This window comes from Arthrobacter sp. UCD-GKA (assembly GCF_001863355.1).
Lineage (GTDB): Bacteria > Actinomycetota > Actinomycetes > Actinomycetales > Micrococcaceae > Paeniglutamicibacter.
This window is the reverse complement of the sequence record NZ_MOLR01000014.1, coordinates 69,089-85,482: the sequence shown is the minus strand read 5'-3', so window position 1 is coordinate 85,482 and position 16,394 is coordinate 69,089. Positions and strand designations below refer to the sequence as shown.

Below are 16,394 nucleotides of genomic sequence, written 5' to 3'. Positions count from 1 at the left end.
GCGTCCTCCGACTCCTGCCGAACGGGGTCGGCGTTGGCCACAAGGAGAGACCGTCCATGACGGCCCCGCGGCGGACGGGCTTACTTCGGTGCGGTGCCCGGCGGACTGCTGAGCACGGTGGGGACGTATTCGAGCAGCTGAAGCCGTCCGTCGAAGGTCCTGCTGTCCACCATCTCGAGTGCCACGTCCGGATACCCGTCATAGATGCGTTCCTTGCCGGTCCGGCCCGTGATCACCGGGAAGATGACCAACCGGAACCGGTCCACGAGGCCCGCTGCCAGTAGCGACCGGCTCAGGCTGAGGCTCCCGAGGGTGCTCATCGGTCCGTTTCCGCTCCGCTTCATCTCGGCCACGGCCTCGACCGCGTCCCCGCCCACCAGTCTCGAATTCGGCCAGTTCAGGGGTGCCCGCAGGGACGAGGAGAAGACGACTTTGGGAACCCCGGCAAGGCCCGTCAGGCTGGCGGCTTCGGTCTCGGAGAATCCGGAATCCGCGGTCGCCGCCTCCGCCGACATGGCGGACATCAGCCGGTAGGTGTTCGCCCCCAGGAGGTAGGTGTGCTGCTTCTGCCCTTCCCGTTCGAGCCAGGCGAGGTATTCCGGTGCCTCCAGGCCCCACCAACCGGGCCATCCCTCGGCGGAGGCATACCCGTCCAGGGAAATAATCAGGTCCACCATCAGCTCCGCCGCCGACGCCCCTGCCGCAGTCCCGCCCATGACGCTCTCCCCGATCCGATCGACGCATTCCTCTGCCGGCCCCTCTGCCGAGGATCTGCCGAGGACAGCCGGTTCGTTTCCGGGCTCCACCGGCACCGCGCCTGCCGGGTGCTGCATCGGTGCCCGTGCCAGCAATGCTAGGCCCGGGCCCATCGAAGTTCAATGGAAGGATCCGCCCTGGCCAGTTCCGCCAACCATCCAGGCAACCGCACCGTGAAAATCCCGCCAGGCACGGCAAGGCAGTGCTTGCCACCTAAGAAATGGTTCCCCACTAGGATGTTCTAAACATCAACCGCAGGTGGGGGACCATGAAAATCGCCTTTGCAGTGGATCTCGAGCACGATCCCGACCTCGGGCACGCACCGCTCGGGACCCGGACCGATCCGATTCCCTTCTCCTCGTTCCCGGGTTCCAGCGACTCCGACCTGCCGAGTGCCCAACGTTCCTTCCCGGCCGCCGGAACCCCGGAGGCCCTGACCCTTGAACTTTGGTGGATCCAGGGGTGCTGCCCGGTCGTCACGATCGAGTCCACCGGAACCACGGCCCCGCCGTCCCCGGAGAAAATCACGCGCGGCGAGCTCGCCGAAACCATCGCTTCCCTGCTCCAGGGAAGCGGGGCCGGAGGGATGAGGCTTCCGGACATCTTCCCCCGGTTCCCGCTCGCTGCACCGCATCGGGACGGGGCGCAGCAGGCCGACGGGGACTGTTTGTGGGACTGGGCCGGCCTTTTGGTGGATTCCCCCGCGCCGGGCCGGCCCGTCGCTTCCTTCAGCCGCATCGAATCCGCGAGCCATGAGTACCCCGCAATCCTTCGGCTCGGGCTTGAGGCCAACGTGAACCGGCTGGCCCAGGGGCTGCGCAGCTGGGCCGAGGGTCCCGCCGCTGGCGACGAGGCCGAATTCACCTTCTGGCAGGTGTCGGGAACCGCGCTGCTCCACCGAATCACCAGCACCTACGTCTCCGTCGGCACGCAGGTACCGGCGCCCGGGACGTTATCCGACCCGGTCGGGCCGCTCGTCGGGCAACTGCGCCGGCTCCATGCCGATGCCACAACCGTCATCCCCGTGCTTCAACAAGCGCTGGCGCAACAGCGGGAAGGGTCGCTCGAAGAGGAACGCGAGGCGGCGGAACGGCAGCGGCGCGCCGAAGCCGAGGCGCGCAGGGCCCGGGATGCAGCACGTGCACGGAAGGAAGAGCGGATCCACAAGCTCCGCGACCGCTTCGACCGGCAGAAGTCATACGCCTACGGTGCGATCGGACTGGTCATCTCCGTCATTGCCCTGGTCCCCACGATCGGGGCGCTGCACCCCGATTCCCTCGAAACGCCGTACGGCGGCCAGATCGCCTGGATCGCAGCGTCACTCCCCCTGTTGCTGACGTTCGTGATCAGTTTCATCATCCTGATGCGCTCACGCAGCAACCTGACCGCCGAGCTTCTCCGGCTCACCGCCGATCACCTCGAGACAAAACAGCTCGCGTCCCCAGCCGCCCCACGACAGCCCGGGCCCATCCCCGCAACGCGAACGGCCACCCACGAGCTCGGCTCCGCCGGCGGCCTTCATGCGGAGGCGGTCGTCCTGCCAGACGGCACCGCCGTGGTGCTCAAGGGCTCGCTGGCCCGGGCACGGTCGCATGCAAGCGTTTCCGTGCGAACCAACGAATTCCGCAGGGAGCTGCTCTCCTCCGGGGTCCTCGTGGCCCAGCCGGACAGCGGCTACCTGGCCTTCGCCGAGGACCACGCCTTCGTGTCGCTCGCCGCTGCCACGCGGGCCATTCGCGCCAAGGCCGTCGGCGGTCCGGCGTGGGTGCGCGTTGGCCACCACGGTCGGCCGCCGGACGGCCAAGCGTCCTGACGGCGACTCCATGCATCCCTTCCGGCCCCGGCAGGGTTCACCCCGAATCCCGGGAACCCGGCCCCCGGGCAATACCCGCCATCGACGCTCACCTGTGGACGCGGCCGCTTTGAAAACATGGCGTCCACTGGGATTCCTGCTAAATTTGCGGAATGGAAATGCGCCGGTACAGCGAGGTTGACGTCTTCTCAGCAGCACCATACCGGGGAAACCCGCTGGCCGTGGTGCATGATGCCGCAGGGCTGAGCACCAAAGACATGCAACAGTTTGCGAACTGGACCAACCTCTCCGAGACCACCTTCCTGCTCCCCCCTGAAGATCCCGAGGCCAACTACCGGGTCCGGATCTTCACCGCCAAGGAAGAACTGCCATTTGCCGGGCACCCGACACTGGGTTCGGCCAGGGCCTGGCTCGATGCCGGCGGCACCGTGCCCGCGCACGGGCTGGTTGTGCAGGAGTGCGCCGCAGGGTTGGTGCGGGTGCGTGTTGCCGAGGGGCGCATGGCATTCGAGGCTCCGCCATTGACCCGATACGCTGCCGTCACGGAAGTCGACCTCGACCGTGTTGCCAAGGCCCTGGAGATCCCGCGCGCAGACATCCTTGATTCTTCGTGGCTGGTCAACGGCCCCAGGTGGCTGGGCGTACGCCTTCGCTCCGCGGAGGCCGTGCTGGCATTGCGTCCCGATCCCGGAAAACTGGACGATCTCGAAATCGGCGTGATCGGTCCGCATGCAGCCGGGTCCGAGTCGCAATTCGAGGTGCGCGCCTTCTTTGGAGGAGAGGCGGTGTGGGAGGATCCCGTGACCGGAAGCCTGAACGCGGGCTTTGCGCAATGGCTGACCGATACGGGCATCGCTCCCCGGAACTATGTGGCCTCCCAGGGGCAGGTGCTCGGCCGCAGAGGCTTGATCCACATCAACGTCGAAGACGGTGCCATCTGGGTTGGCGGAAACGCCCGGGGCTGCATCGCCGGCACGATCGAGATCTAGAGGCCTGCAGGCGGATTCCCGGTGCACATGCGGCCTGCCCGCGATGAAGTGAATCCAGCATTCTTTGCATCCGGATGCCGCCCGGCGGGTCACTGAAACACCCCCTGCATTGCTCCCGGCCAGCCTTCCGAGCGCCTCGCCCCGAAGGCAACAGGCGATCGGGTGCCCTCAAGCCCGCGGGCTCCGGTGGCGAATCCCATGAAGCTTCCCGGGGCCCTGTGTGGGGCGCTGGCCAACGACGGCAACTTCAACATCGACGCGGTGACCGACCGGCAGGAACCCTGATGCCGACCGGCCTTCTCCGCCTCCTACCTGCACCGGATCTTCGAGCAGGCGGCGGCATGCGGCGGCGTCCCACAAAGATTCGCCCGGTGGTTCCTTGCCACGCCCCAGAAGCAACACCACTAAGCAAAAATCCGACAACAAAATCGCAACTTTGAACTGACTTGCAGTCAGTTCTATTGCGGAAAGCGCAAACCTTGGCCTAGTGTGGCAGGATGCACGAACCCGACACGCGCCCATCTGCAATTGCCGACCGTACCCGTGAGGCCATTCGCAACACCGGCCTGCCCCAGCGCGAAATATCGAAGCTGACCGGCTTCGAGGAATCCAAGCTGTCCAAGTCCCTGCGCGGGACACGGAAATTCACCAGCGAGGAAATCGTGGCGCTGGCCACCGTCACCGGCGTCACGGCCAACTGGCTGATCACCGGCTCGGACTCGGCGCCGGCACCCTCGGCGGTACCCTCGCCCGGGATACTTCCGGCCCGGCACCGGGAGGACGAAAAGCATGCCCAGCGCCGTCGCAGCATCATCAAGCGCGCCTGGTGGCTCTTCGCCCAGCAGGGCTTTGCCGCGGTCCGCATGGCCGACATCGCGAAGGATGTCGGGATCAGCACGCCGACCGTGCACTACTACTTCCCGACCAAGCAGGCACTCTTCGCCGAAACACTGCATTATTCGGTGAAGCTCGCCTACGACCGCCAGGTCGCCGAACTTCAACCCATCTCCGATCCCGTGAGCCGGCTCAAGCGGCTGATTGAACTGCAATTGCCGCTGGGCCTGGAGGGCCGCGCCGAATGGTCGATCTGGATGCAGACCTGGACCAAGCTGGCCGTCAACGAGGAGGGCCTGGACACCCACTCCGGCGGGTACCGGCGGTGGGTGACGACGGTGCGGGAAACCATCGCCAGCGGCCAGGCAACCGGTCACTTCATAGACCACGATCCGTCCACCCTCACCGCCGAACTGACCGCCATGTTTGACGGGATGGGCATCCAAGTGCTGACCGGCCAACTGACTTCGAGTCAGATGTTCGCAAATGTGTGCGGGTACATCGACAGAAACATCATCAAGAAGCAAGGAGCCACACCATGAGCCGCAAGATCATTGTCACCTGCGCCCTGACCGGCGCCGGGGACACCACCTCGCGCAGCGAGCACGTCCCGGTCACGCCGGACCAGATCGCCGCCGACGCCATCGCGGCCGCCAGGGCGGGGGCCTCCGTGGTCCACATCCACGTCAGGGACATCGCCACCGGGCAGGGCTCGCGCGACGTGGCCCTGTACCGCGAGGTGGTCCGCCAGGTGGCGGCCTCCGACGTGGACCCGGTCATCAACCTGACCGCCGGCATGGGCGGGGACCTGTTCATCGACGCGTCGAACCCCACCGTGCACCTGCCCGGAACCGACCTGGTCTCCGGACTCGAGCGACTGGCACACGTGGAGGAACTTCGCCCCGAAATCTGCACCATCGACTGCGGTTCGCTGAACTTTGGCGAAGGCTCCCAGCTCTACGTCAGCACCCCCGACATGCTGCGCGAGGGCGCGGCGCGGATCCGGGAACTGGGGGTGAAGCCGGAAATGGAAATCTTCGACACCGGCAACCTCTGGTTTGCCAACGTCATGGTCGAGGAGGGGCTCATCGCTCCCCCGCCGCTGTACCAGTTGTGCATGGGAATCCCCTACGGGGCCCCGGTCGACTCCGGCCTGCTCCAGGCCATGGTGAACATGCTGCCCGCCGGCGCCGAGTTCACCTCGTTCGCCATCGGCCGCAACCAGCTGCCCTGGGTCGCCCAATCGGTGCTGCTCGGCGGCCACGTCCGCGTCGGCCTCGAGGACAACCTCTACCTCTCGCGCGGCGTGAAGGCCACCAACGCGCAACTGACGGCGCGCGCCATCGACATCGTCGAGTCGATGGGCCACTCCGTGGCCACCCCCGACGAAGCCCGTGAAATCCTCAAGCTCGACAAGGCGGCCTAGGCATGGAAAGCAACTACCCGAAATTCACCGACATCACCACCGTGGCCTGCGTCGGCGTGGGCACCATCGGCGGCGGCTGGGCCGCCTACTTCCTCTCCCGCGGGCTGGCCGTGCGCGCCTGGGACCCCTCGCCCGACGCGGAGGCGAAACTGCGCCGGCTCATCGACGCCGCCTGGCCGGCCCTGACCGCGCTCGGCCTGGCCGGGAACGCGTCCAAGGACAACTTCACCGTCCACGCCGACCTGGCCGAGGCCCTGGAAGGCGTGGGGTTCATCCAGGAAAGCGCGCCCGAGGACCTCGCGCTGAAGCGCGACCTGCTGGCGCGCATCGCCGCGGCGGCCCCCGGGAACGTGGTCGTTGGTTCCTCCACCTCCGGCTACGGGATGACCGAAATGGCCGTCGACGCCGCCGACCCGTCCCGGCTGGTCGTTGGCCACCCGTTCAATCCTCCCTACCTGATCCCGCTGGTCGAGGTCGTTGGCGGCCGGGACACCGACGCGAGGGCCACCGCATGGGCCTCGGGCTGGTACGAGTTCATCGGCAAGTCCGTGATCACCATGGACCGCGAGGTTCCCGGATTCATTGCCAACCGGCTGCAGGAAGCCCTCTGGCGCGAGGCCCTGCACATGGTCGACAACGGCGAGGCAACCGTGGAACAGATCGACCTGGCCATCACCGACGGGCCGGGATTGCGCTGGCCGCTGCAGGGCCCCATGCTGACCTTCCACCTTGCCGGGGGCGAGGGCGGGATGGCCCACATGCTCGACCACTTCGGCCCGTCGCTGAAGTCCCCCTGGACCCGGCTCGAGGCCCCGGAGCTGACGGACAAGCTCCGCCGGGACGTGATCGACGGCTGCGACGAGGAGGCCGACGGGCGCACCATCGCCGAGCTGGTCGCCGCCCGCGATGCGGCGATCATTGCCGTGCGCCAGGCGATCGATGGCATCGGGAATCCGGGCCGGGTGCGCACCACATGAGCCTGCCCCCATACCGCTGCGCCGTGAAGCCCGAGTGGATCGACTACAACGGGCACATGTCCGAGGCCTACTATGTGTTGGCCTTCGGGGACGCGACCACCGCCGCCATGGACGCGCTGGGCATGGACGAGTCCTACCGCCGCTCCAGCGCCCGTTCGCTGTACACGGTCGAAGCGCATGTGCGCTACCTGCGGGAGGCCTCCCTCGACGAGGAGCTCGACATCACCACCGTCATCGTTGCATCGGGGGCAAAGAAGCTGCACCTGGCCCACGAAATGCGCCGAGGGGCCGAACTTATTGCTACGGAAGAAGTGCTGGGCCTGCACGTGGACCAGGGAACCGGTGGAACGGTTCCCTTCCCGGCCGACATCCTGGGGCGCATTGCCGGACACCCGCATGGGACCCCGGATTGGAGTGGCCGGTCCATCACCGCCTGAATCCTTCGCGCCCTTCACGAGAATCGAGTACGCCTTGAATTCCGCTACATCACCATTTGAACGAATGCCGGGCTCCGGGCCCGCGCCAAGCCGCCGAGCGCTTCTGGGCGGTGGAGTGGCCCTCGGACTGGGCTTGCTGCTCACCGCTTGCGGTTCGCCCGAAGCCTCTGTGCTGGAAGCCCCCGCCGGGGAACCGCTGAGGGGAGGATCGCTGCGGGTGGGCCTGGCCGGCGGCGGGGCCGCGGACACGCTTGATCCCCACTCCCCCGTCAGCACCACCGACATCGCCCGCGTGGTGAACCTGTACGAATCGCTGCTGTACCGGGATGAGGATTTCGCGCTCAAGCCCCTGCTGGCCCTTAGCGCCATCCCGGATGCCACGGCCAGGGTGTGGACCGTCGCGTTGCGGCCCGGGGTGAAGTTCCATGACGGCCGGCCCCTCACCGCCACCGACGTGGCCGCCACCTTTGCCCGGGTCACCAACCCCGAGGATCCCAAGAGCGGGGCCGCGGCCCTCTCGATCCTCGACGAGGTCAAGGTGATCGACGACCTGACCGTCGAGTTCAGGCTCAACACGCCCACCGCCACGTTCGACGATTCGCTCGGGCAGTACGCCCTGGGCATCGTCCCGGCGGACTTCGACGTGGCCCACCCCGTTGGCACCGGACCGTTCAAGGCCGGCAGCTTCGATCCCGGGCTCCGCTCGGTGTTCGTCCGCAACGCCGGATACTGGCGCGACCACCAGCCGTACCTGGACGAACTGGTCATCCTGAATTTCTCGGACGACGACGCCATGCTCAATGCCCTGCTCTCCAGCCAGGTCGATGCAATCGGCCAGATCCCGCTGGCCCTGCTGGAAGTCATCGCCGCCGACCCCCGCATCAGCATCCTGAATTCCGAGACCGGGGCCTGGCTTCCGTTCACGATGCGCATCGACAAGGCCCCCTTCGACGACGTCCGGGTGCGCCAGGCCTTCCGCCTGGCGGTGGACCGGCAACAAATGATCGAACAGGTGCTGAGCGGCAACGGGGCCCTGGGCAACGACCTCTACGCGCCATTCGACCCCGGCTACGCCGGCAACCTGCCCCAACGCACCCAGGACATCGGCAGGGCCAAGGAACTGCTTGCCGAGGCCGGGTACCCCGACGGACTGGATATCGAATTGGTGACGGCACCGATCCAGGCCGGTGCAGTGGAAGCGGCCCAGGTGTTCGCCCAGCAAGCCAAGGCGGCAGGGGTCCGGGTCAAGATCCGCAGGGTGGACACCACCACCTTCTTCGGCGACGACTACCTCTCGTGGACCTTCGCCCAGGACTTCTGGTACACGCGCAATTTCCTGCCCCAGGTCAACAGCAGTTCGCTGCCCGCCAGTCCGTTCAACGAAACGCATTGGGACGACCCGGAATTCCTGCAGCTTGTCGAGGCCGCCACCACCGAGGTCGATGAAACCAAACGCAATGCACTGATCACCCAGGCACAGGAGATCGAATACGAACGCGGCGGATACATCATCTGGGGCCACCCCAACCAGGCAGACGCCTACCAGAAATACGTGGCGGGGTTGATTCCGAACAAGACCGGCCTGGCACTGTCCGGCTTCGAGTTCCGCCGCGCGTGGATCGGAGTTACCAAGTGATCACCCGAATGATAGCCAAACGGCTGCTGGTCAGCCTGATCATCCTCTTCATTGTTTCAGTGCTGGTGTTTGTGGCAACGCTGCTGCTGCCCGGCGACCCCGCCCAGGCCATCCTGGGCCAGCAGGCCACCCCCGAACGGCTGGCCGCGCTGCGCGAGCAAATGAACCTCAACGACCCGGTCTTCGTCAGGTACTTCACCTGGCTCGGCGGCCTGTTCACCGGAAACCTCGGATATTCGGCGGCCACCGGCGGCCCGGTCACCGCGCTGCTGGCCGACCGCATCCAATCCTCGCTGGTGCTGATGGGCTTGGCCGCACTGATTTCCATTCCGGTGGGCATCATCGTGGGCACCTTCTCCGCCCTGAAGCGCGGGCGCGCTTTCGACAACGCCAGCACCGGCATTTCACTGGTGCTGGCCTCCCTGCCCGAGTTCGTGATCGGCATCGGGCTGGTGGCGTTGTTCTCGACCTCCGTGTTCAAGATCCTTCCCTCGGTGACCATGGCACCGCCCGGCGAGGCGGTGTGGAACTACCCGGTGCAGCTGGTCCTGCCGACCATCACCCTTGCCCTGGTGGTGACCCCGTACATTGTCCGGATGATGCGTGCCACCATGCTTGAGGTCCTGGATTCCGGGTTTGTGGAAATGGCACGCCTCAAGGGGGTGCCCGAGCGCCAGGTGGTCCTGCGGCACGCGGTGCCGCACGCCTTGGCCCCGGTCGCCCAGGTCATCGCGATCCAGCTGGCCTGGATGGCCGGCGGCGTGGTCGTGATCGAATTCCTCTTCAGGTACCCCGGCATCGGCCAGGCCCTGGTGGATGCGGTCGCCAACCGCGACGTGCAGGTGGTGCAGGCGCTGTCCATCCTGATCGCCGCGGCCTACATCGTGGTTAACCTGCTGGCCGATTTGGTGGGAATCTTCACGAATCCGAAACTACGCACGGAGAAAGCCGCATGAGCAACGTCGATGATGCAGTTGAACAGGGCGTTGCCGCCTCCCGCCCGCCGCGGCTCCTGGCGCGAATGATGCACCAGCGGCAGGCCAAGGTCGGCATGGTCCTGACCCTGGCCGTGCTGCTGGTCGCCCTGGCCGGCCCGCTGCTGCTGCCCTGGCTGACCGGGCACACCAGCACCGAGTTCACGGGACGCCCGTTCACGGACACCGGCGTGTTCGGCACCGACAACCTGGGCCGGGATGTGCTCTCGCGCTTCCTCGACGGCGGGTTGCGACTGATCGTCTATGCGGCGCTCGCCACCGCGCTGGGCATGGTCGTCGGGGTTGCCGTGGGCATGACCGCAGCCTATTCCCGCGGCCGGGTCGATGCACTGGTCATGCGCGGCAACGACGTGCTGCTGGCTCTGCCGCAGCTGGTCTTCGCACTGCTGGCCATCACCGTCCTGGGCCCGCAGGGCTGGGTGCTCGTGGTGGTCATCGGGATCACCCACGCCCCGCGCATTGCCCGGGTCACCCGTTCGGCCACCGCGTCGGTGATCACCGAGGACTACATCCGTGCCAGTGAGATGTACGCGGTGCCGAAGTGGAAGATCCTGCTCACCGAGGTCCTGCCCAACATCACCGGTCCATTGATGGTCGAACTCGGGTTGCGCATGACCTACTCGATCGGCTTTGTCGCCGCGCTGTCCTTCCTGGGACTGGGCATGCAACCGCCCACCGCGGACTGGGGACTGATGATCAACGAAAGCCGGATCGCACTGGTCGTCCAGCCCTGGGGCGTGCTCCTGCCCGTTGCGGCCATCGCAGTGCTGACCGTGGGAACCAACCTCCTGACCGACTCGCTCGCGCGGGCCTCGGCCAACATGAATGCGGGGAACTGAGCATGAGCACCAACACCATGGAAACCCAGGTCACCACCAGTGCACTGTGCGCCACGGACCTGCGGGTGGAAACCGATGCCGGGGTGGAAATCCTGCACGGGATCAGCTTCACCCTGCAGCCCGGGCGCATCCTGGCCCTGGTCGGCGAATCCGGCTCGGGAAAGACCACCGCGGGGCTCGCCTGCATGGGGCATTTCCGGCAGGGGCTGGCCAAGGGCACCGGGACGGTGTCCCTGGGAGGCGGGGAAGCGGGAAACATCCTGGATTTGCCGGATCACCAGTTGCGGCGCTTGCGCGGCAAGACCATCTCCTATGTGCCCCAGGACCCGGCACTGTCGCTGAACCCGTCCATGCGCATCGGCGAGCAGATTGCCGAGACCCTGCGCGTGCACCAAATCGGTGCCACCGATTCCGAACGCCGGCTGCGGGTTTCCGAAGTCCTGGCCGAGGTTGGACTGTCCAACGAACGTGCTTACCAGCGTCGCTATCCCCACCAGCTTTCGGGCGGGCAGCAGCAGCGCGTGGGCATTGCCATGGCATTCGCCTGCCGCCCGTCGGTGATTGTGCTCGACGAGCCGACCACCGGCCTGGACGTCACAACCCAGGCCGTGGTGCTGCAAACAATCGACGAACTGGCCGAACGGCACCAGGTGGCGGGGCTTTACATCACCCACGATTTGGCCGTGGTGGCGCAGATCGCCGACGAGGTCGCCGTCATGCTCTCGGGCGACATCGTTGAGCACGGGGCCACCGACCAGGTGCTCTACGCTCCGCGGCACGGCTACACCCGCAGGCTTCTTGCCGCGGTTCCCGACCTCGCCGGCAAGCGCCGCGTGGGCCAGGTGGAGGCAATCACCGGCGAACAGCCGCTGGTCGTCCCCGGCCCGCACGGGGTCCCGGACACCACCGGCGCCACATCCCTCGTTGACGATGCCAAGCTGCTGTCCGGCACCGGGCCACGGGCCACGCCCGTTGCGGCCGCGCCGCACCCGCTGATGCGCGTGCGCGACCTGTCCCTCTCATACGGGGAACACCAGGTCCTGGACGGGATCGGCTTCCAGCTGCTCGAGGGCGAGTCAATGATGCTGCTGGGCGAGTCGGGGTCCGGCAAGACCACGCTCTCGCGCTGCGTGGCGGGACTCAACGACGCCTACACCGGCTCGATAGAGCTCTTCGGCGAGGAACTGGCCACCGGCACGCGGGCACGTTCTTCCGAGGACCGGCGCCGCATCCAGTACGTCTTCCAGTCTCCGTTCTCCTCGTTGAACCCGCGCCGGACGATTGCCGAATCCGTGGGCGTCCCGTTGCAGATGTCAGGAATCGGTGACAAGCGCAAGCGCCGCGCCCTGGTGCTCGAGGCCCTGGACCAGGTGAAGCTCGGCGAACGCTTCATGGAACGCCGCCCCGGGGACCTCAGCGGCGGTGAACGCCAGCGTGCTGCAATTGCCCGCGCGCTGGTCAACGCCCCCTCGCTGCTGGTCTGCGACGAGATCACCAGCGCCCTGGATGTCTCGGTGCAGGCCTCGATACTGGATCTTTTGCGCACGCTGCAGACTGACCACAACATGTCGATGCTCTTTGTCACGCACAACATTGCCCTGGCCCGGCACATTTCCCAGCGTCTGGCGGTCCTGCAAAAGGGCAAGATCGTGGACATCGGAACCACCGACGAGGTCCTGGACAACCCGCAGCACCGCTACACGCAGGAATTGCTGGCCAACGTCCCGACGTTCAAGTAAGGAACACCATGAATGCACCACGCGAAAAGCCGTTTGCCAGCCACAACGACGGGTTGCCCCAAGCCGGGTTCGAGATGCTGTCAGGGGTCTTCGAACGGCACTTGGCGGCCGCGGACGGCGGCATGGCACTGTGCGTGTACCGCGAAGGCCGGCCTCTGGCCCGCTTCTACGGAGGCACCACCGTCAGGGACGGAGATTCCCCCGCCGCAGGCACCGGAGTGTCGCGCCCGTGGACGGAATCAACGATGGCTGTCTTGTTTTCCGGGACCAAGGGCCTGATGGCCACCATCGCCGCGATCCTGGTCGACCGCCAACTTCTGGACCCCCACGCCACCGTTGCCTCCTACTGGCCTGAATTCGCGGCGGCGGGCAAGCAGGATGCGACGGTGGCCCACGTTCTCAGCCACACCGTCGGCCTGGTCTACGTCGACCCGGACCCGGGGCTGCGCCTTCGCTACGACAACCGTGCCGTGGCCGCGGTCTTGGCAGCCCAGTCCCCCTTGTGGGAACCGGGCACCAAGGTCGCCTATCACGCTCTGACCTACGGATACCTGGTGGCGGAGCTGTTCTTCCGGGTCACGGGAAAGACCCCGGGGCAGCTCGTTCGCGAACTGCTCGCCGAACCCCTCGGCCTGGACCTGCATCTGGGGCTCCCCGAATTCCTGGACGAGCGGCTGGCAACCATTTTTCGTTCGAAAGACTACGCGATTTCCACGTTCCTCCAGGACCCGGAGCGGCGGAAGATCGTGGACCGGATGTATGCCGGCTCCCTCACCGGTGACGGGGACCCGTTCAATTCGCTGGAGATGAGACGTGCGGAGATGGCAGCCGGCGGCGGCATCGGCACCGCCGATGCGATGGCATCCCTCTATTCGCAACTGGCCGCGCCGCTTTCACCGCTGGTTTCCGCCCAGGGGCTGCACTCCTCCACGGCGACCTGGTCCGAGGGCGTGGACGCTGTCAACGACCGACCCCTGCGCTTCGGGCTTGGCTACGAGTTGGCCGATCCCTTGGGGACCTACGGTCCGGTCACCCCGGCCTTCGGCCATTCCGGGGCCGGAGGTGGGTTGCACGGAGCATGGACCGGGAAGAACATCGGCTTCTCATTCTTGACCAATGAAATGCTTGCAGAGGATCAGGACCGCCGGGCAAAGGACCTGCTGGGGGCCCTGGCCCGCACCATTTGATCCATCGAGGACTGCGCCCCTCTTGCCATGGCACACCGAGGCGCGGCGGCCGGGCGGAACCGGCCCCGCGGCAAGGATCACCGCTGTTCTAGACGGTGGCCGCTTCGGCGCGTCGAGCCGCTACGGCCGCTTCGATCTCCATCTCGATCAGCTCCGCGTTGACCTGGGCTCCCACACGCAGTCCGTCGGCGGCAGCCATGACCACTTGGGCCATGGGCTCCCTCAAGCTCCCCGCCACCCACAATCCCGGAACGGCTGTCTTGCCAAGTTCGTCGGTGGCCACATAGGTGCCGATGCCCGATGGGTGCACGGTGGCCTGCAGCCCCAACGCAGCAAGTCCCGGGATCTCAACCCCGAAACGGGGCATGATGACGAGGGCATCGACCGCCTGCTCGCTTCCGTCACGGAAGACCAGATGGGTCAGGTGGGTGCCCTCGCCGCGCACCGCGTTGATTTCCCGCGGCACGATTTCGATGCCGCGTGCTTCCAGCCGTTCCCGCTCCGCCGCCTCAAAAACACGGTCCGGTGTGGTGAACAAGGTGACCCGATCGCTCAATTGCCTGAACATCAGGGACTGGTGGACTGCAAAGGGACTGTCGAGAACCGCTATGTCCCGGTCCCTGACCTCCCAGCCGTGGCAATACGGGCAGTGCAGCGCGTTCTTGCCCCAGTACTCGGCAAGGCCCTCGACCTCGGGCAGCGTATCCCTGATCCCGGCGGCCAGTATCAATCGCCTTGCCGAAACTTCCCGCCCACTGTCGAGGGCGATGGTGAATCCCGCGTCGTCGCGCCCGAAACCCATGGCGCGGCCGTTGCGGAACTCGGTGCCGTAGGGCTCAAGTTCCTCTCGTCCCTTGCGGCGCGAACGCCCCAGCGCCTGCGCGGCGCTCAGGCCTGCCGCTCCCCCGCCGATGATTGCGACGTCGTATTCCGGTTGCATCGTGTCCATGGTTCAAACTCCTTGGCCTTGCCGCACGGCTGGTTCCGTGTGCACATTCAACGATGCCTCCGCCCTCCGCAAAAGTGCAACCTATTTTGCTGGTATGGCAAAATGGGGGCATGGAACAGGACCTCGAACGCACGCTCGCCCAGGTTGGTTCCCGCCTGCGCAGCTTGCGGCTGAACAACAAGGCCACCTTGCAGGAACTTTCGGATGAAACCGGGATCTCGGTGAGCACACTCTCGCGGCTGGAATCGGGACAACGCCGACCCACACTGGAACAGCTTCTTCCACTGGCACGCGCGCACGGAGTGCCCCTGGACGACCTGGTTGGCGCTCCGGCCACCGGGGATCCGCGCATCCACATCAAGCCGATCACCCACCACGGCATGACCATCCTGCCGTTGAGCCGCGGGTCGGGAGGCGGACTGCAGGCCTTCAAGCACCTGATCCCCGCCGGCAAGCAGGTGGCCAACCCCGAACTGCAGACCCACGAGGGCTACGAATGGTTCTATGTCCTCAGGGGCAAGCTTCGGTTGCGGCTGGGAGAGCCCCATTTGATCCTGCCCGCCGGCGAGGCAGCAGAATTCGACACGCGCACCCCGCACTGGTTTGGACGAGCGGACAACAACGCGGTGGAGTTCCTCAGCCTCTTTGGACCACAGGGAGAGCGCATGCATGTGCGCGCCCGGCCCGCCAAAAAGATTGCGGTGACTTCCTAAGGTGCTTGGACACCAATGTCTATGCAGATTGTTGCAGCACACGGCTACAAGGAAATCACCTGTCGGATCGCACCCGGCGAGACGATCCAACCCGCTATTGTGGTCTCAAACCGGCTAGTTGCCTACATCACTCTTCGCGGCTCCTCTCAAAGGGCCGTCACCCGCAGGTATCCCCTGGACTCCAGAAATTTCGATAGCTTGAACCATCAGGAAGGCGGACATGATGAGCGGAACCGAGCGACGGAGACAACTCGGCAGCAACGACGCTCCTGTTGAAGAAGAAATCGAGGAGTCTTTCAACCGAATCGTCGAAGAAGGTGCCCAACGGCTGGCAAGAACTTGGACCACGGTGTTGGTCACCGGGGCGTTTGGCGGCATGGAAGTGGGCCTGGGCGTCATGGCCTATCTGGCGGTGCTGCACGAGACCGACAACCACCTGCTGGCGGGACTTGCCTTCGGCATCGGTTTTATTGCCCTGCTTCTTGCCAAGAGCGAGCTTTTCACCGAGGGTTTCCTGGTGCCGATCGCCGCGGTTGCCGCCAAGGAGGCCAGCCTCAGCCAGCTCGCCAAGCTGTGGGGCGGAACATTGCTGATGAACCTCGTCGGGGGCTGGGCCTTCATGTGGATCGTGGTACAGGCGTTCCCGCAATGGAAACCCGAACTGGAAACCGCCGCCAGGCATTTCGTGGATGCCGGGTTCAACTGGCAGTCGGTCTGCCTGGCCGTGCTGGGCGGGAGCACCATTACGTTGATGACACGCATGCAACAAGGCACCGACTCGGATCTGGCAAAAATGGTGGTGTCCGTAGCCTGTGGTTTCCTGCTTGCCGGGCTGCAGTTGTTCCATGCCATCCTGGATTCATTGCTGATTTTCGGCGCTATCCATGCCGGGGTCCAAGTGAACTACCTGGATTGGCTGGGCTGGTTCGGCTACACGCTTCTGTTCAACGTTCTTGGCGGGCTGCTGCTGGTCACCTCGCTGCGATTGCTGCGCAACAAGGAGCTGATTCTCGAGCGCCGGGAGAACGCCCCCGAGGATCCGGATGCGGCACGGTGAGAGGGTCAAAGGAGTCGCACCTTCGCGACGTGTAAAAAGGTTCACGA

15 protein-coding genes are annotated in these 16,394 nt (G+C 65.9%); 13 read left to right on the top strand and 2 right to left on the bottom strand.

Annotated features, from left to right (window positions below):
• Positions 1-80: 80 nt before the first annotated feature.
• Positions 81-716: a dihydrofolate reductase family protein gene (locus BLJ79_RS19705; RefSeq protein WP_071216511.1), complete on the bottom strand. Its 636-nt coding sequence runs from the start codon at positions 714-716 to the stop codon at positions 81-83.
• A gap of 308 nt (positions 717-1,024) precedes the next feature.
• Here BLJ79_RS19705 and BLJ79_RS19700 point away from each other — a divergent pair, with 308 nt between their 5' ends.
• From BLJ79_RS19700 to BLJ79_RS19650, 11 genes are all read left to right on the top strand, one after another.
• Positions 1,025-2,569: a DUF4357 domain-containing protein gene (locus BLJ79_RS19700; RefSeq protein WP_071216481.1), complete on the top strand. Its 1,545-nt coding sequence runs from the start codon at positions 1,025-1,027 to the stop codon at positions 2,567-2,569.
• A 152-nt stretch (positions 2,570-2,721) separates the two neighbouring features.
• Positions 2,722-3,558 (top strand): PhzF family phenazine biosynthesis protein, encoded by an 837-nt coding sequence (locus BLJ79_RS19695; RefSeq protein WP_071216480.1) that lies wholly within the window; start codon positions 2,722-2,724, stop codon positions 3,556-3,558.
• 497 nt (positions 3,559-4,055) lie between these two features.
• Entirely contained in the window at positions 4,056-4,934 is an 879-nt protein-coding gene (locus tag BLJ79_RS19690) for a TetR family transcriptional regulator C-terminal domain-containing protein (RefSeq protein ID WP_071216479.1), read from the top strand.
• Positions 4,931-5,818 carry a beta-keto acid cleavage family enzyme gene (locus tag BLJ79_RS19685; RefSeq protein ID WP_071216478.1) on the top strand — a complete coding sequence of 296 codons (888 nt, stop codon included), beginning with the start codon at positions 4,931-4,933 and terminating at the stop codon, positions 5,816-5,818. The genes BLJ79_RS19690 and BLJ79_RS19685 overlap by 4 nt, the downstream gene beginning before the upstream one ends.
• 2 nt (positions 5,819-5,820) lie before the next feature.
• A complete protein-coding gene (locus BLJ79_RS19680; protein ID WP_071216477.1) occupies positions 5,821-6,795 on the top strand; it encodes a 3-hydroxyacyl-CoA dehydrogenase NAD-binding domain-containing protein in 975 nt (324 codons plus the stop codon).
• Positions 6,792-7,232 carry a thioesterase family protein gene (locus BLJ79_RS19675; RefSeq protein ID WP_071216476.1) on the top strand — a complete coding sequence of 147 codons (441 nt, stop codon included), beginning with the start codon at positions 6,792-6,794 and terminating at the stop codon, positions 7,230-7,232. The genes BLJ79_RS19680 and BLJ79_RS19675 overlap by 4 nt, the downstream gene beginning before the upstream one ends.
• A gap of 115 nt (positions 7,233-7,347) precedes the next feature.
• Positions 7,348-8,868: an ABC transporter substrate-binding protein gene (locus tag BLJ79_RS19670; RefSeq protein ID WP_502686115.1), complete on the top strand. Its 1,521-nt coding sequence runs from the start codon at positions 7,348-7,350 to the stop codon at positions 8,866-8,868.
• 8 nt (positions 8,869-8,876) lie between these two features.
• Positions 8,877-9,824, top strand: coding sequence for an ABC transporter permease (locus tag BLJ79_RS19665; RefSeq protein WP_071216510.1), 948 nt, complete (start codon positions 8,877-8,879; stop codon positions 9,822-9,824).
• Positions 9,821-10,702, top strand: a complete 882-nt coding sequence (locus tag BLJ79_RS19660) for an ABC transporter permease (protein ID WP_071216474.1) — start codon at positions 9,821-9,823, stop codon at positions 10,700-10,702. Before BLJ79_RS19665 ends, BLJ79_RS19660 begins: the two co-directional genes overlap by 4 nt.
• 2 nt (positions 10,703-10,704) lie before the next feature.
• Positions 10,705-12,441, top strand: coding sequence for an ABC transporter ATP-binding protein (locus BLJ79_RS19655; RefSeq protein WP_139194977.1), 1,737 nt, complete (start codon positions 10,705-10,707; stop codon positions 12,439-12,441).
• Positions 12,442-12,449: 8 nt separating this feature from the next.
• The gene (locus BLJ79_RS19650) at positions 12,450-13,628 is read left to right on the top strand and encodes a serine hydrolase domain-containing protein (protein WP_071216473.1); all 1,179 of its coding nucleotides are present in this window, start codon (positions 12,450-12,452) and stop codon (positions 13,626-13,628) included.
• A gap of 88 nt (positions 13,629-13,716) precedes the next feature.
• On the opposite strand, the gene BLJ79_RS19645 is transcribed toward BLJ79_RS19650, so the two are convergent.
• Complete coding sequence (locus BLJ79_RS19645; protein ID WP_071216472.1) at positions 13,717-14,577, bottom strand: NAD(P)/FAD-dependent oxidoreductase; 861 nt, start codon at positions 14,575-14,577, stop codon at positions 13,717-13,719.
• 110 nt (positions 14,578-14,687) lie between these two features.
• Here BLJ79_RS19645 and BLJ79_RS19640 point away from each other — a divergent pair, with 110 nt between their 5' ends.
• A complete protein-coding gene (locus BLJ79_RS19640) occupies positions 14,688-15,290 on the top strand; it encodes a helix-turn-helix domain-containing protein (protein ID WP_071216471.1) in 603 nt (200 codons plus the stop codon).
• Between the two features lie 220 nt (positions 15,291-15,510).
• On the top strand, positions 15,511-16,347 hold the full coding sequence (locus BLJ79_RS19635; RefSeq protein ID WP_353615493.1) for a formate/nitrite transporter family protein: 837 nt from the start codon (positions 15,511-15,513) through the stop codon (positions 16,345-16,347).
• Positions 16,348-16,394 lie beyond the last annotated feature (47 nt).

Coding starts and splice junctions, on each gene's coding strand:
- BLJ79_RS19680 (WP_071216477.1), top strand. CDS start 5,821: ATGGAAAGCAACTACCCGAAATTCACCGACATCACCACCGTGGCCTGC.
- BLJ79_RS19695 (WP_071216480.1), top strand. CDS start 2,722: ATGGAAATGCGCCGGTACAGCGAGGTTGACGTCTTCTCAGCAGCACCA.
- BLJ79_RS19675 (WP_071216476.1), top strand. CDS start 6,792: ATGAGCCTGCCCCCATACCGCTGCGCCGTGAAGCCCGAGTGGATCGAC.
- BLJ79_RS19700 (WP_071216481.1), top strand. CDS start 1,025: ATGAAAATCGCCTTTGCAGTGGATCTCGAGCACGATCCCGACCTCGGG.
- BLJ79_RS19640 (WP_071216471.1), top strand. CDS start 14,688: ATGGAACAGGACCTCGAACGCACGCTCGCCCAGGTTGGTTCCCGCCTG.
- BLJ79_RS19655 (WP_139194977.1), top strand. CDS start 10,705: ATGAGCACCAACACCATGGAAACCCAGGTCACCACCAGTGCACTGTGC.
- BLJ79_RS19690 (WP_071216479.1), top strand. CDS start 4,056: ATGCACGAACCCGACACGCGCCCATCTGCAATTGCCGACCGTACCCGT.
- BLJ79_RS19645 (WP_071216472.1), bottom strand. CDS start 14,577: ATGGACACGATGCAACCGGAATACGACGTCGCAATCATCGGCGGGGGA.
- BLJ79_RS19705 (WP_071216511.1), bottom strand. CDS start 716: ATGGGCGGGACTGCGGCAGGGGCGTCGGCGGCGGAGCTGATGGTGGAC.
- BLJ79_RS19665 (WP_071216510.1), top strand. CDS start 8,877: ATGATAGCCAAACGGCTGCTGGTCAGCCTGATCATCCTCTTCATTGTT.
- BLJ79_RS19650 (WP_071216473.1), top strand. CDS start 12,450: ATGAATGCACCACGCGAAAAGCCGTTTGCCAGCCACAACGACGGGTTG.
- BLJ79_RS19635 (WP_353615493.1), top strand. CDS start 15,511: ATGATGAGCGGAACCGAGCGACGGAGACAACTCGGCAGCAACGACGCT.
- BLJ79_RS19660 (WP_071216474.1), top strand. CDS start 9,821: ATGAGCAACGTCGATGATGCAGTTGAACAGGGCGTTGCCGCCTCCCGC.
- BLJ79_RS19685 (WP_071216478.1), top strand. CDS start 4,931: ATGAGCCGCAAGATCATTGTCACCTGCGCCCTGACCGGCGCCGGGGAC.